The following is a 20,847-nucleotide window of genomic DNA, read 5'->3' as shown; positions in this document are numbered from 1 at the left end:
TCTTTATTATCGTTGTTGGTTTGGCATTGCGGATTGCGCGTTGCGTTTATTTTGCTCTGGCACCAGACGATAGAAAGTTTCGCCGGGTCGTATCATACCCAGCTCATTACGTGCCCGCTCTTCGATAGCTTCGGAACCACCGTTCAGATCATCGATTTCAGCGAACAACTGATCATTTCGCGCTTTCAGTTTGGCATTGCCAGCCTGCTGAACCGCCACTTCCTGATTTACTGTGGTGTAATCATGAATACCGTTTTTACCGAGCCACAGCGAGTACTGTAGCCAGCCAAGTAAAACCAGTAACAATATTGTCAGTTTTCCCATCCCCGCCCCCTGAAAAACGGCTCAATCATCCCATAACTTTTGGCAGGACTCCACTGTGGAGAGAAAAATGTCGTGTTTTTCATGATAATTCAGAAGGTGAAACCGTGAAACCCGGGCGACAAAGGCTTTTTTTTGTCAGGCGGGAACCGCAGCTGATGGCTATTTCCAGCCAGCAAGGAAGGAAAATAACACCCAGAAAAAAGAAATCACAATCAGAAGTGTGAATATCAACGTCCGGACCAGGCGGTTATTGAACCAGATACTGAGGGCAATCCCCGTAATGACGGAGACCGGAAGCAGTGCCAGAAAAAAAGGCCAGGTATACATAAAAAAGAACAACACGCTGGCACCGAAATAGAAAAACGGTGTCGCCAGCGCCAGAAGATACGCAAAAAAGCCGATGATGCCCCCGGAGAGAGAGGCCGCCGGCCGCTCTGCGGGGGTATCATGTTGTTTGGCTGGTAAGGTAGTCACGTTCTGCATATCAATCCTGTCAGTAACCGTCAGGGTCTTTCAAACACCCCGCCGTCTTAAAGATCGATAATATCCTGCCTGCGCAGTAGATCGATGATTTCCTCGCTCAGTTTTGTAACTAATTGTTCGCCATCCAGATGCAATTCCGGCTGCTCCGGCACCTCATAAACAGCATCTATCCCGGTGAAATTGGTCAGTTCACCGGCACGTGCTTTACGGTAAAGTCCTTTCGGGTCCCGTGCTTCGCAGATATGCAGGGGGGTATCCACAAACACCTCGATAAACTGCCCCGCTTCCAGTAATTCTCTGACCATCTGCCGTTCGCTACGGTGTGGCGAGATAAAGGCGGTAAGTACCAGCAGGCCGGCATCTGCCATCAGTCTGGCGACTTCACCGACACGGCGAATATTCTCTTTCCGGTCGGCATCACTGAAACCAAGATCACGGCATAAGCCATGCCGCACATTGTCACCGTCCAGCAGGAAGGTGTTTACCCCGGCCTGAAACAGTTGCTGTTCAACCGCATCTGCCAGCGTGGATTTACCGGACCCTGACAGCCCGGTAAACCACACCACTGCACCACGATGACCCTGTCGCTGTTCACGATCCGCACGGGTAACGGTGTGCGGATGCCAGACTACATTTTCATCATGTTCCGCCATTAACGGCCCCCTGAAATATCGCGGGCACCCCAATGCGGATAATGTTTACGAATCAACGCATTTAATTCACGCTCAAAGGCACCGTATTGCTGTGCATCCTGTGTCTCAGGCGAATCACGGAGCGCAAATACCATCCCTGCCCCGACGGTCACATTAGTTAACCGGTCGATAAAGATTAGCCCGCCGGTCACTGCATTTTGGGCATACGCATCAATCACCACTGGCTCATCAAAAGTCACGACCACACGGCCAATTCCGTTAAGTGGCAGTTCATCCACTTCAAAGGTTTCCAGAGTGTTAATGTTCACCTGATGCAAAATACTATCAATGGTCGCACGGGCCTGTTTGCCCGCCACTTTCACCTGATAACTGCTACCCACTTTAAGGGGTTGTTCCGCCATCCAGACCACATCAATCTCTGCGCTTTGCACTGCCTGCAAAGTATCTTCGGCATCCAGCAGCAAATCACCACGGCTAATATCAATTTCATCAGCCAGCACCAGCGTAATCGCTTCTCCGGCATAAGCTTCGGTCAGATCTTCATCAAAGGTGACAATCCGCGCGACCGTCGATTTTACGCCTGAAGGCAACACTTTGACCTGCTGGCCCACCCGCACTTGTCCTGACGCCAGCGTACCGGCATAACCACGAAAATCGAGGTTTGGACGGTTAACATACTGAACAGGGAAGCGCATGGCCTGCTGTTCTGTGTCGCGACGTATTTGTACGGTTTCCAGAATTTCCAACAGGCCCGGACCGTTGTACCACGGCATATTTTCGCTGGTACTGACCACGTTATCGCCGGTCAGCGCGGAAAGTGGGACAAAACGAATATCCAGGTCATCCGGCAACTGACTGGCAAAATCCAGATAATCGGTCTGAATGTTGTTGAAAACCTCCTGGCTGTAGTCCACCAGGTCCATTTTATTCACTGCCACAATCAGATGCTTAATCCCCAACAGCGTGGAGATATAACTGTGACGACGGGTCTGATCCAGCACCCCTTTACGGGCGTCAATCAGTAAAATAGAGAGATCACAGGTTGAGGCACCGGTGGCCATATTGCGGGTATATTGTTCGTGTCCCGGGGTATCCGCAATAATGAACTTACGCTTTTCGGTCGAAAAATAGCGATAAGCGACATCAATGGTAATCCCCTGCTCACGTTCAGCCTGTAAACCATCAACCAGTAATGCCAGGTCGAGTTTCTCACCCTGAGTACCATGACGTTTACTGTCATTTTGCAGGGAAGAGAGCTGATCTTCATAGATCTGCCGGGTATCGTGTAACAGGCGACCGATCAGGGTACTTTTCCCGTCATCGACGCTGCCACAGGTCAGAAAACGCAGCAGGCTTTTATGTTGTTGTGCAGTCAGCCAGGCTTCTACGCCACCCTGATCGGCAATCTGTTGTGCTAATAATTCATTCATGGCAGTTTCCTCAGAAGTATCCCTGGCGTTTTTTGAGTTCCATCGAACCGGACTGATCGCGGTCAATCACCCGGCCCTGGCGTTCACTGGTGGTTGAGACCAGCATCTCCTCAATAATTTCTGGCAGTGACTGTGCTTCAGATTCCACAGCACCGGTCAGCGGCCAGCAGCCTAAGGTACGGAAACGAACCATCCGTTGCTTAATCTCTTCACCCGGTTGCAGATTAATCCGGTCATCATCCACCATCATCAGCATACCGTCACGTTCCAGCACTGGACGCGGAGCTGCCAGGTACAACGGAACGATCTCGATATTTTCCAGGAAAATATATTGCCAGATATCCAGCTCGGTCCAGTTTGACAGCGGGAAAACACGGATGCTCTCGCCTTTATTAATCTGGCCGTTATAGTTGTGCCATAACTCAGGACGCTGGTTTTTCGGATCCCAGCGGTGAAAGCGATCGCGGAACGAATAAATTCGCTCTTTGGCACGGGATTTTTCTTCGTCCCGGCGCGCGCCACCGAATGCCGCATCAAAACCGTATTTATTCAGCGCCTGTTTCAGGCCTTCGGTTTTCATGATGTCGGTGTGTTTGGCACTGCCATGGACAAACGGGTTAATCCCCATCGCGACCCCTTCAGGGTTGCGATGAACCAGCAGCTCTGCACCAATATTTTTTACGGTGCGGTCGCGAAATTCATACATTTCACGAAATTTCCAGCCGGTATCCACATGCAGTAGCGGGAAAGGTAATTTCCCCGGGTGGAATGCCTTGCGGGCCAGATGCAGCATCACTGAGGAATCTTTACCAATGGAATACATCATGACCGGGTTGCTGAACTCAGCAGCCACCTCGCGGATGATATGAATACTCTCTGCTTCCAGCTGGCGCAGATGAGTTAATCGTTTTTGATCCATACAACGTTCCTCAAACAGAAGGGTTCAGCAGCGGGTCTTCGTGAAGCTGCGATGATGAAGTTTGAAACCAGGCAAGTTGATCCTGTAACAGGACCACTTCACCGATAACCAGTAACGCCGGAGAAGGCGCCTGTTGTGCAAGTGATTCAAGGCCAGCTAATGTGCCTTTTATAATTTGTTGATCCGCTCTGGTACCGCGACTGATAATCGCCACCGGCGTTGTCCCTGACCGCCCATGGGCAATCAGTTGGCTGCTGATGGTGGCAGCATTCACAGCCCCCATATAAATCGCCAGGGTCTGTCTGGCCCGGGCCAGTGAAGGCCAGTCCAGTTCACTGCCCGCACGGCAATGTCCGGTAATAAACAACACACTCTGCGAGTGATCACGGTGGGTCAGCGGAATCCCCGCATAGGCCGTCGCACCGGAAGCAGCGGTAATTCCCGGTACCACCTGAAACGGAATCCCGGCTTCAGCTGCGACCTGCAATTCTTCGCCGCCCCGCCCGAAAATAAACGGATCGCCGCCTTTCAGCCGGACGACCCGTTTACCCTGTAATGCGTGACTGACCAACAACCGGTTAGTCTCTTCCTGAATGACCAGATGCGCACCGGCACGTTTACCGACACAAATTCTGTCGGCATCACGACGGCACAGATCCAGAACTTCGTCACTCACCAGGTGGTCATACAACACCACATCCGCCAGTTGCAGCACCTGCAATCCACGCAGAGTCAGCAGTCCCGGGTCACCCGGGCCTGCACCCACCAGATAAATTTCACCTTTCGGATTATCCTGGTGATGTAACTCTCTTTCCGCCAGTTGATCCGCCTCTTTAAAGCGTCCGGCGGCGACCAGGGCACCAAAACGTCCCCCCAGTAACCGTTCCCAGTAGTAACGGCGCTGTTTCATCGAAGGAAACTGCTGTTTCACCTTATCCCGCCACTGGCCGGCAATCCGGGCCATATCTCCGAGGCTGGCCGGCAATAATGCCTCCAGTTTTTCACGCCAGATCCGCGCCAGAACCGGTGCAGTCCCGCCGGAAGAGATAGCGACGACCAGCGGAGACCGGTCAACAATCGAAGGAAAAATAAAGGTGCAACGGGACTGATCATCTACCACATTTACCAGCTTTTGCCGTAACTCAGCCGCCTCGAACACCCGCTGATTCAGCGCCGAATCATCGGTCGCAGCAATCACCAGGAAGACGGTGTCCAGCTGCTGTTCGGTAAACTCCGTGGCCTGCCAGAGGATCTCCTGTTGCTGGTGAAGTTCCTGCAGTTCTGAACATAACTCACGGGCAACCAGTTGAATGACGGCACCTGAACGACGCAACAGGTGAATTTTTCGCGCAGCAACATCCCCACCGCCCACCACTAAAACTGGCCGGCCTGTGAGGTCTGCAAAGACTGGAAGATAATCCACAGTATCCCTGGTATTTTTATTCTGAATAACAGGCACTATACGACTGACCAGCCGGTATTGAAATGTCGTTTTGGAATGAGCAGTAACAGAATGGAATATATATACAAATCAAGGCGTTTCAAAACAGCACAAAACAGCCAGGCTTTCGGATAAACAGGTATGGCGGATTACCTGACAGAGTTTCATACTAACCGCTATTCCGGCTTTGCCCTTTATCCCAGAGGAATCTGTACTATGCCAGCCCCTTACCGCCACAGAGCCTGCCTGCTGGCACTCTGTTGCGGCCTGAGTTTCAGTGCCATTGCGGCGTCTGCGGCCTCCGCCGGGCAGTATGCTGACCAACAAACCCGGCAAATTGCCAGTCTTTTTCCGGGGAGAATGGCCGGCAGCCCCGCCGAGCTGATGGTTGCAGAATATATTAATCAGCACCTTAAAACACTGGGATACCAGAGTGACACGCGTCAGCAGAATACCGCCTACCGTTGGCAGCCTCAGTCCGGTGAAGCGGTCCTGCAGAAGGTGACGGCAACCTCGGTAATCGCAGCCAAAAATGGCCTGTTACCCGGTGAGATAGTCATTATGGCGCACCTTGATACCCGTATCCCCGAAAATACCCGCCAGCAGCAACAGGATATTGGCGGATTACGTTTGCAGGGAGTGGATAACAATGCTGCCGCACTGGGTGTTATGCTGGAACTGGCGAAGCAGTTGGCGAATGACCGTCTGCGTTATGGCATCCGTTTTGTGGCGCTGAGTGCCACCGAAAACAGCATGCAGGGCATGGAAAATTACCTTTCCCGGATGAGTGATAACGAGCGACAAAACACGCGGTTAGTCATCAATCTGGATGAACTCATCGCCGGTAAAAGCCTGGATTTTGTCAGTGGCGTCAAAACCTCCGCCACAGAGCAGGCAGATACCGCCGGTAAAGCACTGGCCATTGCACACCGGTTGGGGATACCGGCCCATGCGACCCGGCTCAGTGGCGCGGATAATCGTCAGGCAACACCGTTCGATAAAGCAGGACTGCCTTACCTGCTGGTCACCGCAGACAATGATGGACATCGCCGCCAGGCAACCTTACTGGGTGATCTGACCGACAGGGATAATCTGGAATACATCGACCAGCGGATGCCGGACCGGCTGGCAAAACGCAGCCGCGAGGTTGTCAGTATATTGCTGCCGTTCATCAGGCAAATGAACACTACCGCCGGCTAAACACCGGCGGCCGCTGAGTCAGCCTTCGTGCAGGCCACACTCCCGCTTCAGACCAAAAAAGCGGGTTTCTTCTTCTGCCATACCGGGTTCCCATTTACGGGTAGTATGGGTGTCCCCCACCGATAAATACCCCTGATCCCACAACGGGTGATATTGCAGCCCATGTTGTTTCAGGTACTGGTAAACCTGACGGTTATCCCAGTCAATAATGGGCAGAAGCTTAAATACCCCGCGCTGTACCGATAACACGGGTAACCCGGCACGGCTTTGGGATTGCTCACGACGCAAACCGGCAAACCATGAGGCAGCCTGTAGCGTTTCCAGGGCCCGGTTCATCGGTTCGACTTTATTGAGGGTATTATATTTTTCGATACCCTCAACGCCCTGTTCCCATAATTTTCCGTAACGGGCTTCCTGCCATGCGGCGGATTCTGTTGCACGGAACACCTGAAGATTCAGTTGTAGCTGAGAAGTCAGCTGGTCGATAAACTGATAGGTTTCCGGAAACAGATAGCCGGTATCGGTCAAAATGACCGGAATATCCGGCTGCTGGCGGGTCACCAGGTGCAGGCAAACCGCAGCCTGAATGCCGAAACTGGAACTGAGCACAAAATTACCCGGCAGATTCGCCAGCCCCCATTCCACCCGTTGTTCAGCACTCAGCGTTTCCAGATGTTGATTGACTTCAGCCAGCGCCTGTTGTTGCTGTGACTTATCCAGCGTATTCAGTTCAGATAACTGCAACTCTGCCATCGTTTCCTCCGTTATTCCCAGAAGTCCCGGGCCGGATCCAGAACCGGTTTAACTACCCCGACACGGATCACGAAGTCACCGAAACCTTCATCAGCCTGACGTTCTTTCGCCCAGCGACCAATCAGTTCATCCAGCACCGCCAGGATTTCCTGTTGGGTGATATTTTCACGATACATCCGTGGAATACGGGTACCAATCCGGTTACCGCCCAGATGCAGATTATAACGACCCGGAGCTTTACCCACTAAGCCCGCTTCTGCCAGCAGCGCCCTGCCACATCCGTTAGGACAGCCAGTGACACGTAATACAATGTGCTCTTCTGCCACCCCATGGCGGGCCATAAGGGTTTCGACTTCATCGACAAAAGCCGGCAGGAAGCGTTCAGCTTCTGCCATGGCCAGCGGACAGGTCGGGAAAGCCACACAGGCCATGGAGTTTTCACGCTGAGCCGTCACCGACTCCATCAAACCATGTGCACGGGCCAGATCTTCTATCGCCTGTTTTTGCTGTTCCGGAACACCGGCGACAATCAGGTTCTGGTTGGCGGTAAGCCGGAAATCGCCCTGATGAATCTTAGCAATTTCAGCGACACCGGTCTTTAACGTGCGTTGCGGTGAGTCCAGAAGACGACCATTTTCGATAAACAGCGTCAGATGCCATTTGCCGTCAATGCCTTTAATCCAGCCGAATCTGTCACCACGGGTGGTAAATTCGTAAGGACGGATCGCTTCAAAAGTGATGCCGGCACGGCGCTCCACCTCGGCCTTAAACACATCCACACCCACACGTTCCAGAGTGTATTTGGTTTTGGCATTTTTACGATCGGTACGGTTACCCCAGTCACGCTGGGTGGTGACCACCGCCGCCGCAACCTCCAGCGTTTTATCCAGCGGCAGGAAGCCAATTTCGCTGGCGGTGCGGGCATAGGTGGCTTTATTGCCGTGATCGATAGACAGACCGCCGCCTAACAGCAGGTTAAAACCGATCAGCTTGCCATTTTCGGCCACTGCCACAAAGTTCATATCATTGGCATGCAGGTCCACATCGTTATTCGGTGGGATCACCACCGTGGTTTTAAACTTACGAGGCAGATAGGTGGAACCCAGAATCGGTTCTTCATCAGTGGTGGCGACCTTTTCCTGATCCCACCAGATTTCTGCATAGGCACGGGTCTGGGGTAACAGATGCTCAGACAGGCGTTTCGCCCATTCATAAGCTTCCTGATGCAGTTCCGATTCCACCGGATTCGAGGTACAAAGAACGTTACGGTTAACATCATTGGCCGTGGCTAATGCATCCAGCCCGACTTCATGCAGCATCTGGTGGGCCGGTTTGACATTCTTCTTCAGAATCCCGTGAAACTGGAAGGTCTGACGGTTAGTCAGCCGGATACTGCCATAAATGGTTTTGTCGCTGGCAAAACGGTCGATCGCCAGCCATTGCTGAGGCGTGATAATCCCCCCCGGCAAACGGCAACGCAGCATCATGGCATGGCGCGGTTCCAGTTTCTGTTCGGCACGACTGGCACGAATATCACGGTCATCCTGCTGATACATTCCGTGGAAACGGATCAGCAGAAAATTATCACCACGAAAGCCACCGGTCAGACCGTCGGTCAGATCGTCAGTAATCGTACCACGCAGATAATTGCTCTCTTTTTTAAGACGCTCTGCGTCGGCGAGCTTGCCTTCCACCACGAGTGGACCCGGATTTTTATTACTCATTAGTACACATCTCTCTGGTAACGGCGCGCTATGCGCAGCTCACTCAAATATTCGTCGGCTGATTCGCTGTCCATCTGTCCATATTCGGCGATGATATCCACCAGCGCCTGTTCCACATCTTTTGCCATCCGGCTGGCATCACCACAGACATACAGGTGCGCACCTTCGGCAATCCAGCGCCAGACCTCGGCCCCTTTCTCCCGCAGTTTGTCCTGGACGTAGACTTTCTGTTGCTGGTCACGCGACCAGGCCAGATCAATATGGGTTAACAGACCCTCTTTGACATACCTCTGCCATTCCACCTGATACAGGAAGTCTTCCGTAAAGTGCGGGTTGCCAAAGAACAGCCAGTTTTTACCGCCGGCAGCATCATTGTCACGCTGTTGGATAAAGGCACGGAAGGGAGCAATCCCGGTGCCCGGGCCTATCATAATGACCGGCGCTTCAGGGTCTTCCGGCAAACGGAAGTTATCGTTATGTTCGATAAATACCCGAACCTCACCCTCTTCCGGCAAACGGTCGGCGAGGAAACCGGAAGCTCCGCCACTGCGGGCACGCCCTTCAATATCGTAGCGTACGACGCCCACCGTAATATGCACTTCATCTTCTGTTTCGGCCTGGGAAGAAGCGATGGAGTACAAACGCGGTGTCAGCGGGCGCAACAGTTCGGTCAGCTGTTCCGCATGCAGTTCGGTAGGCGCATGCCGCACCATATCCACAATCGGCCACTGTTGTGCGTAAGCCTGTAACGCCGCTTTATCACTGACCAGCGCCAGTAATTCGCTGTTGCCAGACAGGTGGGCATACTTTTCGACAATTTGCGGGGTATTCACCGTCAGTTCAAAATGCTGTTGCAGAGCAGCGGAGAGCGGCAGAGTTTCACCATTCAGGCTGACTTGCTGTGACCCATCCAGCCACAACAGCCCCAGCAGCTCTTCAATAAGCTGAGGATCATTTTCATACCAGATGCCTAACGCATCGCCCGGCCGGTAACGCAACCCGGAGCTGCCCAAATCAATCTCCAGATGGCGGATATCTTTTTCTGAATCATTGCCGGTAATTTTCTGATTGACCGACAGCGAAGCGACCAGGGGTTGTTCTTTAGTGTACGGCGTACTGTCAATCTCATCGGTAGCACCGCTGGCTGCCCGTGAAACCTCAACCGCAGAGGAGGCCGGCAGACGCTGTTTCAGCAGGGCAACAATTTCCTGACGCCACTGATCCGCGGTGGCCTGGAAATCGACATCCGCATCGGCCCGGGCCAGCAGACGTTCTGCACCCAGTTCTTCCAGTCGCTGGTCAAAATCCTTCCCTGCCTTACAGAAAAACTCATAAGAGGTATCACCCAGACCGAATACCGCGAAAGCCGTATCGGTGAATTTTGGTGCTTTCTTCGACAACAGGAATTTATGCAACGCCACGGCTTCTTCCGGTGGCTCACCTTCCCCCTGAGTCGAGGTCACGATCAGCAGCAGTTTTTCCTGCCCTATCTGCTTAAACTTGTAATCTCCGGCATTGATCAGAGTGACGGTCACCCCGGCAGCCAGTAAATCATCCCGTAACTGTTCTGCCAGCCGGCGTGCATTCCCGGTCTGTGAAGCAGAAATGACCGTCACTGCCGGAGCTTGCGCCACGGTGCTGGCAGCCGCCGGCGTCACAGCGCCTGGCTGGGCCGTGGTTTCACCACTGATCCTTCCCCAGAAATAGCCGGAAAGCCAGGCCAGCTGGGTAACGGAAAAATCCTGAGTGGTCTTTTGTAGTTGTGTCAGCTGTTCCGCCGAGAGCGGAAGCTGTGGGGCCTGATTGGTCATTGCGTTTATGATTCCAGTATCATCGGCGGAAAAGGAATAAAGACTGTAAGGTTAACGGCAAAAGTATGCACGTTAAAGACGGCTTATGCATATCACATAACCAAATTAGCTAAATGGTTTTATCGGTAGTATTAACCAGAAAAAGTGGTAAGAAGATCAATGACCGGTGATGCCAGCTTAATCATGCTGACCCCGGGGAAAATTACCGGGAAAAATGTGAGATAACACGGGTTTTGCGGTAGAATCTGCGCCTTTAACGCCTGGAACCTATTATGTCTGTCACCACATTATTCAAAGAATTTCAGTTTGAAGCCGCTCACTACCTGCCACATGTTCCGGATGGACACAAATGTGGCCGCCTGCATGGCCACTCATTCCTGGTTCGTCTGGAGATTACCGGCGAAGTAGATCCTCATACCGGCTGGGTCATGGACTTTGCTGAGCTAAAAGCACGCTTTAAACCGCTGTATGAACAACTCGATCACCATTATCTGAATGAAATCGAAGGGCTGGAAAATCCTACCAGTGAAGTGCTGGCCATCTGGATTTGGCAGAAAATGAAACCTCAGTTGCCATTGCTCAGCGCCGTCATGATCAAAGAGACCTGCACCGCAGGCTGCACCTATCGCGGATAATCACAGCGGATCAAGCGTGATCCGCCAGCTATTCCCGCCAGCCTGACGGTCAGGCAATATTCAGATATTTATGAGTCTGCATAGAGAGTCGCCAGTTTCTGGCGATACAGGTACTGATGCATAACTCTGTCGCATCCTGCTTGCAACTGATGGGCTGCAACGCAATGACCCGTGATTTCTCATCCTGAATATTGACCAGCAATTCATCCAGCGCATCGATATCCCGCTGCCGTGCCACAGGGTGTTTAATTTCATCGGCACGAAGCAACGCCGGGGTCAGAACGTCATAACCACCACGCATATTGACCTTCGGAGAAACCGTGACAAACGTGTCCTCCGAACACTGCACCGGATGGGTTCCGCTGGTCTCTATCTGGCAACGATAACCAAAGGCTTCCAGCGCTTCCGTCAGTGGCCGCAGATCATAAATCGCCGGTTCTCCGCCGGTAATCACCACATGGCGGGCGGTCCAGCCCTGCTGGCCAATCATTTTCAGGATAGTCAGAGCGTCAGCATTGCCCCATTGATCACTTTCGACCGTCCTGGTCAGAATATCCCCCACCGGGACCGCATTCTCCGGTAATTTTTCCCAGGTATGTTTGGTATCACACCAGGCACAGCCCACAGGGCAACCCTGTAAACGGATAAATATCGCCGGCACACCGGTGAAAAAGCCTTCGCCCTGAAGGGTTTGAAACATTTCGTTAATCGGGTACTGCATTACTGGCTCAATAGTCGTGTTTAAGTAATCGGCTATTATTACAGATCCGACGCCGCAGATCATGTCTGATCCTGCGGCGCCGGCAAACCCCGGGCTCCCCGTGTGGATTAATCTATCGCCAGATGGCCGGTTTCATCGGTAATAATCCCCTTAATCAGCTTCACTAAATCGTCGCGTTCAGTCGCGGTTTTGGAACGGGCGACACCGGTACAGTTTTCTGCCCAGTACTTTACCCACTTTGTAGCATTGGTGGTGGAGATATAATAGAGCTCAACACTGCCGGTATTAGTTTTCGGGCGGGCCAGAAACCCCTCCTCAATCTTCTGACAGAGTTTATAGGTTTTCAGCCATTTATCGGTGGTAATCTGCGGGTGGTCGCTCTCCTCACCATCCGACATCATAATAAATACCTTACGGCGGTTGGTGCCCTCCATCATGACCGGAACCGAGCGAATAAGCCCGGAAGAGAGATGGGTATAGCCGTGAGCATCCATCGTCTGGAACTGATCGAGTAATGACTGTGAATCCGTCAGCGGTATCAGCCACGACCTGGCACTCTGTTTGGTCAGGTCACTGCCTATGACATGCTTCCACCAGCCAACCTGCTGACACATTCGGTAGTAAGGGCGGTAAGATGATGATGCATAAGGTGTCCAGAGGACAGGAAAGGTAATAATGGCGTCATTATCAAACATCCTTTCCAGTGTGGCCGGATAATTGATCGCCGCATCATGTTCAATAGTCCATGTTGTTAACTGCTTTGAATAGACCCTGGCCGCCTTCTCATATTCACTGTTAATCAGCTTCAGTGACTCATCACTGAAAATATCTTCCAGCTGATTACGGGGGTCCGACGGGTCCGGGTATTTATCCCGGGGATCAAAACAGGAATATTCGACCCGCCCCTCTTTGACACCTTTAGTAGGGTTCTGACGACACCAGCGCTTACGCATGTCTGCCAGATTAATGGTCGGGGAAGAGGCTGCAACGTAGCTCCTGTAAAAATTATACCGGTAATAGTCCATATAGTAAGTTTGGGTATTAAGCGGACTGTTCGCATAGGCGGTGGAAACGTTCTTATCACTCCAGAATGCATAATTAATATCCCACCCGGGGTTTGGCACAAACAGCACCGAACATCCGACGTTTTGCCCGCCACGCTGGTTGGTTCCCGGCATAATCACCGACACCCCGGTGCTAAAGGGAACGATGGCAATTTTCGATCCCGGGCTATTGTTTAGTACGAAGTCGGTAATTTCAGCAAACACACTCTTCAGAATATTGAGGCGGGTACCCCGTTGAGATCCGGAAAAATCGACCACAAACACATAATCGGCCGGTTTCGAGACATATTTGTTCACATGCCCCCTGCCTGCCCTCAGCGTATAGTCTGTCTTATCCACAGTCACAGTCTGGTAGAGGAACAGTTGCGGTAAGGTGACGGCAACATCAACATTATAATAAGTGTAGCGGGTCTCTGAGCCGGGCAGTTGCTGTCCGTCCATCACGGTAAATTCCACTTCCGGTGCAGTTTTCATCGCCGGAAAATAGTATTTCATCCACGACGCCACGGTGTCGCGCATTTTTTCTATCTCCTGCCGGCCGCTGACAGTCTGGTTATCATTGGCCATGGTGGCGGTCGATACTGCCAGGGTTGCCTCTGACACCGCATCGGCCATACGCGCCCTGTTTGCCAGCATTGAGACACTGTTAATGCCTAAGGCCATCAATCCGAATAATATAGGGAATAGAATCGCCAGAGGAATAATCATGACGCCACGTTCACTCCTGAACCGGCGTAGCACAGAGTTCAGCCTTTTTATAAACATTTCCGTATGTCTTCCGCTGTAGTTAGATTGTAAAATTGTTGGCGGGTGCCTTGCAGACAAAACAGAGCCGGTATCCCTGGCGGCCGGTATTTCTCTACCCAGATTCCCGCCGGGTCTTTCAGATATCTTGCTGCCCCTGTCAGACTGAATCCTGCCGGATTAATGTCTATCAGCGTGACTGCCAGTCGTCGTGCCAGAGTCGGACTCAGATACAACTGATGATTTATCTCCCGGCTAATACGAATATCAGTGGGAGTATTACTGTCGATAAAAATGATAGCCTGGGCTCTGACTGCCACAGGAGCCGCAGGTGTTGTACGTTTACCTGTCGCTGCCACGGCCACCGATAAACAACAGCTACCGATCAACAGCACGTGGAAGCCTCTTTTCATCTCCGGCCTCTGTTTAGCGCACCAGCACGATATTAGACACCGTAATAGTCTCAGGCAGTGCTTCCAGGTGATTCAGCAGAGCGGAGATACTCCCCCTGGGGGCGGGGACACTCAGTGTCACCTGATAGAGCGGCACCCATCGGCCACGAATACTCATTGGTGAGAGTTCACTGTAACTGGTCAGTGGCGTCACCCCCGGGGAGCACTTTGCGGCCCCGCCCGTCAGTTTTTGATACTGATCGGCCTGAGGACTGGTGGTGACGCTTTTGAAACTCAGGCTTTCCACCTGCACACATAATTTATCGACACTACTATCATTGGCCATATATTTGGCCAGACTCACCAGCTGGTTCACATCGGTGGTGGTTAAGGTCTCACGCCCTTCATAAAGGGTGGTTCGCTCGCGGATCACTGCGGCCAGAGACGCCGTTATCCGCTCGGCTTTACTGCGGGTCAGCAGCCAGAACCCATAATCCATCGCTCCACAACCCAGTATGACCAGCAAAGGAAAAATAAAGGCAGCTTCAACGATGACAGAACCCTGCTCCGATCTTCCCTGCCGTAACAGCACTCTCTTCCATGTCATGTTACTGATCTCCCCGTTCATATTCCTGTACATAGACCAGCCGCCGGCTAATTGGCTTATTCAGGCTGGTGAGAAGCTGGCTGATACTGCTGTCATCATCATAGCTAAACAGTAACGGCTGATAGCGGTAGCTTGCGCTGTAAATCGCCAGCGGATATTTGCTGCCACTACCGCTGCTGCAATTTCCTGTCATGGCAGCACTGACAGAGCTGCAATAGGTAATTTTTAAGGTGAATTCATCAGGATCTATAAACATCGACAACAGATCACTTTGTTCATCCACCGTTCGGGCGAATAAATCAGGGTAGTCCACAATTTCTTCTGAGCGCGATGTGATCCTTGCGGCTTCAGCTAAGGTTAAATCTACCGAGGCAGAGATATACATATACCGGCAGACTTCAAAAATAAGAAAAACAAAAAAGACGAAAATAATAAATATAAAAGCAAATTCCAGGGTGATAGATCCGTGTTCACGGTTCCCTAAACGCTTTATCATTCTGATCATGATACGCATAACCTGCTCCGGTAATAACATCAGAAACTTTCTACCCTGAAAAGATCCGCCACCAGCATATCCGGGTTTTTGGCATAGTTGCCGCGCTTAATAATCTCTTTGGCGTAGCGTAAATCACCGGTTTTCACCAGTGCGAAGGCCAGGTTATGTTCCAGCTGAGGATTACGGTAGCCCCTGAGATAAACCGGCAACAGCATCTGTACCGCTTCGTGATAACGTTTTTGCACGATATAAATCATGGCGATGTTGTTAACCACAGATTCTTCCTGGAAATAAGCATTGCGTGCCAGTTCAAAACTGGCTAATGCCCCCTTAAGATCGCCCATTTCAGCCTGAATAACCCCTTTCAGGTTCAGCGCCTCACCATTATTTTTATTTTTGTTCAAAGCCATTGCCACAAAACTGAGGGCTTCTTTATATTTCTTTAACGAACTAAGGTTTTTACTCTCCAGTAAATACACCTTCAGGCTGCCCCCAGCTGCCAGTAATTTTTGCAGGTGGAATAATGAAGAGTTGAAATCACCTGACAGATAATAATATTCCGCCAACTGATAGCGGGTCTCCGGTGAATTATTTTTCTTCAGTTCCTGCTGCTTCATTTTGATAAGCCCGGAATAGTTCCCGGTCCTGAGCAATAGTTGCTCGTCTGCTTTTCCCTCATTCAGAGCAAAACGTTTACCGGCTACCGTGGTGGAAGGCTGACTGCAACCGGCCAGAAGACATATCATTGCTGATGTTGCTATCCGTTTTAGCATTTTCACGTCATTAATTTCCCATTTGTCCCATCAGTCTCATGACTCCCGGTGCAGCAACAATAATGATTACCGGAAACATAAAGAACAGAATTAACGGCACACTCATTTTTGCGCCAAGCTGACCAATCTTTTCTTCGGTGGCCAGTAACTGGACTTCCCTTATTTCACGGGCCAGTTCGGTCAGTTGTTCGTACATCGACGATCCGTACTGCAGGCTTTGCTGCAACATCGCACAAAACATGCGGGTCTCTGCCGAAGGCAATTCGCGGTAGAAATGGTCTAACGCCGAACTCAGGCCACTGACTTCGGTTCTTCGCACCAGCCGGTTGATAAAAGGGACAAAATCCGGATTGATGCCGGACATTTTGTCAGATAAAAACCGGAAGGATTGTTCAATAGTCATCCCGCATTGCACGCTGATGGCCAGCAGTTCAATCATCCAGGGCAACTCAGAACTCAGGACTTTAACCCGCCGTTTTACAAACAAAGAACGCAGCGTACCGGGCAGGATAATGGTCGTGACCAGACTTATCATGGCGGCCATCAACAACGATTCACGGCTGAGGGACTGTCCGGTCAGCTTGCCCGCCAGCATAATCAGTAAAAACATTCCCAGTGACATCATCCCTTTATAAGCTATATTGGCATCCAGCCTGCGGTAGAGATTCAGCAAGGGATTGTTCTGTTCCAGAACAATTTCGGTATGATGGTGATCTTTCAGTTGCTGTATTTTCAGTTTGTGCACGGTGGCATCCTCGACCACCAGCGCCTGCCTGAGCTTGCTGGCTCTGACTTTGTTAAGCACCAGGTTACCGGCCACCACTATCACAACCGTTATCAGCATAATCAGCATCGGACTCATGATTACAATTTCCTCATCAGAAATTTGATGACCAGCAGCCCCAAAGTCTCACTGCCAATCAGGTAATACAGCAATACCCGGCCATCCTCATCTTCCAGTACATACTGGAAATTTTCCGGGCTGATAAATTTCAGCAGTATCAGAAACACAAACGGGATGGCTCCGGTTATTTTTGAAGACATTCGCATTTCAGAGGTCATCGACAGCATCTTTTTTTCCATCGCGATACTGTTCGAAATAGAGCGCTGCAACTTGTTCAGAACTTCCCGCAACCTGCCCCCACTGTTAATATTCAGCAGAATGGCGACAATGAAAAAGTAATATTCCCGGTAGGGATAATTTCGCCAGGATTCCATAAAAACCACTTCGGCCTGTTCCCCAAAATTCAGGCGACGGGAAATTGCCGTAAATTCACGGGACAGAGAGTTGTTGGAGTTTTGGCTGTAATCAGACATAGCCTGTAAAAATGTCCGACCGGAAGAAATCGCGCCGCCAATGGTGGTCAGCGCTTCACTAAAATCAACAGAGAACTGCTGGTAACGACGTTTTTTCAAAATTTTGTACGTGACCAGGTAACTGGCAAACAGCCCGACGGCCAGCACCCAACTCAATGGAAAACCGATGTACAGTACATTGAGTGCCAGTAGCGCCATCGTCACCACCACCGGAATCAGCAGATTTTTTATCAGTGCGGCGCTGCTGCCGGCATGAAACACCCGAAAAATCGCAGACAGCCGCTCTTCTGTCCCGGATTTCAGCCGTGTCATCAGCGATGCTTCATCAGATACCGTGGCCGTTTTCTGACTGATAATCGACATCAGTACCTGTTTGCGCTGTCCGGAATAAGAGAGCGACTGGCGGGTAAACTTGTTCCTCTGCAGAACAATCAGCAGAAAGAGTCCCGCCATAACCAGCAGTAAAATGAATATCAGGTTCATCGGATCACCCGAAGACTGATTTTAACAGGTCTTCACACCCATGCTCTCTGGCACGCTGGTAGACGCTGGAACGGCCTGACAGACCAGGGGTGACAAAACGCCCGACCACTTTCCCCTGCACACTGTCATCCACCGCGAAATTGAAGATGTCCTGTAATACGATAGTATCGCCTTCCAGTCCCATCACTTCGGTCACATGGGTAATTTTTCTCGACCCGTCGTGTAGACGACTCGCCTGAATAATCAGGTTAACCGCCGAGGTAATATTGCGGCGAATAGCCTCAATCGGCAGGCTAAGATTGGCCATCATGACCATATTTTCCAGACGGGCCACCGCATCACGCGGTGAGTTAGCATGCAGAGTGGTCATTGAACCATCATGTCCGGTGTTCATGGCCTGCAACATTTCAAACGTTTCACCGCCACGGCACTCCCCGACAATGATCCTGTCGGGACGCATACGCAGAGTATTAATCATCAGATCCCGCATGGTGATCTGGCCGGTGTTCTCTGCCCCGGCCATCCGGGTTTCCAGCCTCACCACATGTTGCTGTTGCAGCTTTAATTCTGCGGCATCTTCCAGAGTAATAATGCGTTCATCACTGTTGATATGCTGTGACAGAGCATTGAGCAGTGTCGTTTTACCTGAACCTGTCCCTCCGGAAATCACAATATTGCCCTGACAACGAACCGCAATGGACAGAAAATTGGCCATCTGCTCACTCATCGCCCCCCAGTTGACCAGATCACGCAGGGTACGGGAGACATTGCTGAATTTACGTATAGAGATGGAGGTACCATCCAGCGCCACCGGATTAATCACCACATTTAGCCTGCTACCATCAGCCATACGGGCATCCACCAGTGGCTGGGATTCATCCACCCGTCTGCCCACCCGGCTGACCAGACGTTTAGCAATATCCGTCAGTTGCTGGTTATCAACAAAACGCTTACCGGTGAAAACCAGCTTGCCACTGCGTTCTACGAAAATATTCTCAGGACCGTTAACCAGAATATCGCTGACAGACTCATCTTCCATCAGTTCACGTAGCGGGCCGACGCCAAGAATTTCATCCGCCATGGCCGATGCCAGTTCACGGGTCTCTTCGGCAGGCAGGTACTGACTGTGCTCGACGCTGGTCCGGTGGATAACCTGAGATATTTCGCGGATCAGGGCATTACGGTCATCGAGCATTTTGTCTATCTGATCGAGATCAAGCCTGGGTAAGGCCAGACTGCGTAATTGCCGGGCAAGCTCTGCGTACTTTTGATTCATAATTATTCAGACGTCCTTGTTAGCCGTTTTTTCAGGTCCGAAAACAACGAGGTTGATTTTCCTGAAGCGGTCCTTTTTTTGCCTAACAGCAGATAACTGATGTTTTGCAGGGTAGCTCTGTGCTTACCACTGAAATCCAGCGACATTGAAGGGTCTCCGGCTTTCAGCAGATAAGGGACTACGACATCCGCAGGCTGTCCTACCAGGTCTCCGGCTTCACGGGCATTGACTTCGCCACTCACTTTCGGATGATGCTGGTTAAAACAGAGATAGAGCCGTTTAATCCCGTTATTACTACTTTGCAGATGGGTATTGGCTTCAATGATTTTCTTCGCCACACGGACAGAAGACAGATTTCGGTCACAGACCAGTAATACACAATCAGAATGGGTCAGTACGTTTTCGATATCTTCGTCAGAGGCGTTATAGGCACTGAAGTCGAATATTACGCACTGATGACGGTCATAGACCGGATTGTTGAAATACCACGCATGGTTTTTCTCTTCATACATTGCATAGAAGTTGTTCTGCAACAACGTGACTTCATTGCTGATCGAAACCCGGGAAATCAGATCCAGATTGCGGCTGCCTCCACTGCCCTGCACCAGTAAGGTGGCTGACTGGCGCAGTCTGGCAATATCTTCCGCGATGTAATAACTCAGAGAGGAAGTCCCAATCCCCCCTTTGCAGCCCAGGATAGCCATTTTGACTGCGCTGTTCACATCTCTGCCAGGCTGGCTTCTCGCCGCAATAAGCGATCCGATACGGTTAAGCTGTGACGGGTAATGGCAGTAAAAAATGCGCTGTTGCAGATAACTGTCGGCCAGCATCAGTGAATCCCGGTGACCAATAGCTATCTGGATTGCGGTACGTGAAATATGCAACTCCATCAGCTGTGCGACTGATTCGGGGGTATCGGCTTCACTGACTTCAAAAACCACCACGTTGACATCCGCGGATTCGGTATAATTTTCCAGTTGCGTTACCGAACCGGAAAAACGACGAATTTCTCCGGTATCCCGGATCGTCAGTTGCTCGCAAATTTTATCCATCACCTGCGTATCCGCAGCGATCACCAGGACACTTTCGCTATCAGTCTGTTGGCTTTTCTCATTGGAGGAAAATAACAGCATTCGGCCTCCCTGCCGCTCTGTAAGTCAGTCGTTTACTGGCGCAATGACGTATTGAGGTTATTGTCTATCGCACAGCCAAGCTCGGGGTAACTGTCGAACTGGTAAGTGCTTTTCCTCGACTGACATAACGCATCATTTTTTTGGGTAATCAGAGTAATGCTCACCAGCGCTACTTGTGAGGTGGTGTTCTGTACCGGCTTTTTCTGTAACCGGACCCGGTTAGGCGAAATTCCGGCATTAATCAGCCGCTGCCTGATGCGCTCCGCCAGGGCATCGGCATCATTGAGATACCATTGCACAGAAAGTGAACCGCCGAGAAACTGGTGAAAGGAAACGACCTCAGACACCAGAATCTCCTGATCTATATCGCTGCGACCTTTCAGCTGAAACTGATACCCCTGAGCGGCCGTGGCGGCACAACTCCATAATCCTATAAACAGCAGAATCCATTGCCGCATACACTGCCTC

22 protein-coding genes are annotated in these 20,847 nt (G+C 51.2%); 2 read left to right on the top strand and 20 right to left on the bottom strand.

What is annotated here, in order from left to right:
* Positions 1 to 6: 6 nt before the first annotated feature.
* The 6 genes from ftsB to cysG all read right to left on the bottom strand — a co-directional run bounded on the left by ftsB (position 7) and on the right by cysG (position 5,232).
* Entirely contained in the window at positions 7 to 324 is a 318-nt protein-coding gene (ftsB, locus tag B3Z23_RS13000) for a cell division protein FtsB (RefSeq protein ID WP_038018398.1), read from the bottom strand.
* Between the two features lie 159 nt (positions 325 to 483).
* Positions 484 to 807, bottom strand: a complete 324-nt coding sequence (locus B3Z23_RS12995; protein ID WP_294910730.1) for a DUF3561 family protein — start codon at positions 805 to 807, stop codon at positions 484 to 486.
* Positions 808 to 854: 47 nt separating this feature from the next.
* Complete coding sequence (gene cysC, locus B3Z23_RS12990) at positions 855 to 1,460, bottom strand: adenylyl-sulfate kinase (protein ID WP_294910727.1); 606 nt, start codon at positions 1,458 to 1,460, stop codon at positions 855 to 857.
* Positions 1,460 to 2,890: a sulfate adenylyltransferase subunit CysN gene (gene cysN, locus B3Z23_RS12985; RefSeq protein WP_294910723.1), complete on the bottom strand. Its 1,431-nt coding sequence runs from the start codon at positions 2,888 to 2,890 to the stop codon at positions 1,460 to 1,462. The genes cysC and cysN overlap by 1 nt, the downstream gene beginning before the upstream one ends.
* Before the next feature lie 10 nt (positions 2,891 to 2,900).
* Complete coding sequence (cysD, locus tag B3Z23_RS12980; protein WP_038018387.1) at positions 2,901 to 3,809, bottom strand: sulfate adenylyltransferase subunit CysD; 909 nt, start codon at positions 3,807 to 3,809, stop codon at positions 2,901 to 2,903.
* 10 nt (positions 3,810 to 3,819) lie between these two features.
* Positions 3,820 to 5,232 carry a siroheme synthase CysG gene (cysG, locus tag B3Z23_RS12975; RefSeq protein WP_294910719.1) on the bottom strand — a complete coding sequence of 471 codons (1,413 nt, stop codon included), beginning with the start codon at positions 5,230 to 5,232 and terminating at the stop codon, positions 3,820 to 3,822.
* A gap of 159 nt (positions 5,233 to 5,391) precedes the next feature.
* On the opposite strand from cysG, the gene B3Z23_RS12970 reads away from it, so the two are divergent.
* Positions 5,392 to 6,450, top strand: coding sequence for an aminopeptidase (locus B3Z23_RS12970; RefSeq protein ID WP_294910716.1), 1,059 nt, complete (start codon positions 5,392 to 5,394; stop codon positions 6,448 to 6,450).
* Positions 6,451 to 6,468: 18 nt separating this feature from the next.
* Here B3Z23_RS12970 and B3Z23_RS12965 read toward each other — a convergent pair whose 3' ends face one another.
* Genes B3Z23_RS12965 through cysJ form a run of 3 tightly spaced genes read right to left on the bottom strand, consistent with a single transcriptional unit; the run spans position 6,469 to position 10,738 of the window.
* Entirely contained in the window at positions 6,469 to 7,203 is a 735-nt protein-coding gene (locus B3Z23_RS12965) for a phosphoadenylyl-sulfate reductase (protein WP_038018385.1), read from the bottom strand.
* Between the two features lie 11 nt (positions 7,204 to 7,214).
* Entirely contained in the window at positions 7,215 to 8,927 is a 1,713-nt protein-coding gene (cysI, locus tag B3Z23_RS12960; RefSeq protein ID WP_294910713.1) for an assimilatory sulfite reductase (NADPH) hemoprotein subunit, read from the bottom strand.
* Entirely contained in the window at positions 8,927 to 10,738 is a 1,812-nt protein-coding gene (cysJ, locus tag B3Z23_RS12955; RefSeq protein WP_294910710.1) for an NADPH-dependent assimilatory sulfite reductase flavoprotein subunit, read from the bottom strand. The genes cysI and cysJ overlap by 1 nt, the downstream gene beginning before the upstream one ends.
* Before the next feature lie 272 nt (positions 10,739 to 11,010).
* On the opposite strand from cysJ, the gene queD reads away from it, so the two are divergent.
* Positions 11,011 to 11,373: a 6-carboxytetrahydropterin synthase QueD gene (queD, locus tag B3Z23_RS12950; RefSeq protein WP_294910708.1), complete on the top strand. Its 363-nt coding sequence runs from the start codon at positions 11,011 to 11,013 to the stop codon at positions 11,371 to 11,373.
* Between the two features lie 49 nt (positions 11,374 to 11,422).
* On the opposite strand, the gene queE is transcribed toward queD, so the two are convergent.
* The 11 genes from queE to B3Z23_RS12895 form a co-directional block, all read right to left on the bottom strand.
* Positions 11,423 to 12,094, bottom strand: coding sequence for a 7-carboxy-7-deazaguanine synthase QueE (queE, locus tag B3Z23_RS12945; RefSeq protein ID WP_294910685.1), 672 nt, complete (start codon positions 12,092 to 12,094; stop codon positions 11,423 to 11,425).
* 107 nt (positions 12,095 to 12,201) lie between these two features.
* Complete coding sequence (locus B3Z23_RS12940) at positions 12,202 to 13,866, bottom strand: TadE/TadG family type IV pilus assembly protein (RefSeq protein ID WP_294910682.1); 1,665 nt, start codon at positions 13,864 to 13,866, stop codon at positions 12,202 to 12,204.
* Between the two features lie 47 nt (positions 13,867 to 13,913).
* A complete protein-coding gene (locus B3Z23_RS12935) occupies positions 13,914 to 14,315 on the bottom strand; it encodes a hypothetical protein (RefSeq protein WP_294910679.1) in 402 nt (133 codons plus the stop codon).
* Positions 14,316 to 14,328: 13 nt separating this feature from the next.
* Positions 14,329 to 14,901 carry a tight adherence pilus pseudopilin TadF gene (gene tadF, locus B3Z23_RS12930; protein ID WP_294910677.1) on the bottom strand — a complete coding sequence of 191 codons (573 nt, stop codon included), beginning with the start codon at positions 14,899 to 14,901 and terminating at the stop codon, positions 14,329 to 14,331.
* A gap of 1 nt (position 14,902) precedes the next feature.
* The gene (locus tag B3Z23_RS12925; RefSeq protein ID WP_294910674.1) at positions 14,903 to 15,415 is read right to left on the bottom strand and encodes a TadE/TadG family type IV pilus assembly protein; all 513 of its coding nucleotides are present in this window, start codon (positions 15,413 to 15,415) and stop codon (positions 14,903 to 14,905) included.
* Positions 15,416 to 15,435: 20 nt separating this feature from the next.
* Positions 15,436 to 16,170: a tetratricopeptide repeat protein gene (locus tag B3Z23_RS12920; RefSeq protein ID WP_038018370.1), complete on the bottom strand. Its 735-nt coding sequence runs from the start codon at positions 16,168 to 16,170 to the stop codon at positions 15,436 to 15,438.
* Positions 16,171 to 16,180: 10 nt separating this feature from the next.
* Positions 16,181 to 17,032, bottom strand: a complete 852-nt coding sequence (locus B3Z23_RS12915; protein ID WP_294910671.1) for a type II secretion system F family protein — start codon at positions 17,030 to 17,032, stop codon at positions 16,181 to 16,183.
* A gap of 2 nt (positions 17,033 to 17,034) precedes the next feature.
* Positions 17,035 to 17,970 carry a type II secretion system F family protein gene (locus tag B3Z23_RS12910; RefSeq protein ID WP_294910668.1) on the bottom strand — a complete coding sequence of 312 codons (936 nt, stop codon included), beginning with the start codon at positions 17,968 to 17,970 and terminating at the stop codon, positions 17,035 to 17,037.
* A gap of 4 nt (positions 17,971 to 17,974) precedes the next feature.
* The gene (locus B3Z23_RS12905) at positions 17,975 to 19,246 is read right to left on the bottom strand and encodes a CpaF family protein (RefSeq protein WP_038018368.1); all 1,272 of its coding nucleotides are present in this window, start codon (positions 19,244 to 19,246) and stop codon (positions 17,975 to 17,977) included.
* A gap of 2 nt (positions 19,247 to 19,248) precedes the next feature.
* Positions 19,249 to 20,379: a hypothetical protein gene (locus tag B3Z23_RS12900; protein WP_294910665.1), complete on the bottom strand. Its 1,131-nt coding sequence runs from the start codon at positions 20,377 to 20,379 to the stop codon at positions 19,249 to 19,251.
* Between the two features lie 32 nt (positions 20,380 to 20,411).
* The gene (locus tag B3Z23_RS12895) at positions 20,412 to 20,837 is read right to left on the bottom strand and encodes a hypothetical protein (protein WP_294910663.1); all 426 of its coding nucleotides are present in this window, start codon (positions 20,835 to 20,837) and stop codon (positions 20,412 to 20,414) included.
* Positions 20,838 to 20,847 lie beyond the last annotated feature (10 nt).

This window comes from Tatumella sp. UBA2305 (genome assembly GCF_002345795.1).
Classification (GTDB): domain Bacteria; phylum Pseudomonadota; class Gammaproteobacteria; order Enterobacterales; family Enterobacteriaceae; genus Tatumella; species Tatumella morbirosei.
Note: the sequence above shows the minus strand (reverse complement) of the source record. Positions and strands in the feature narration are given on the sequence as shown.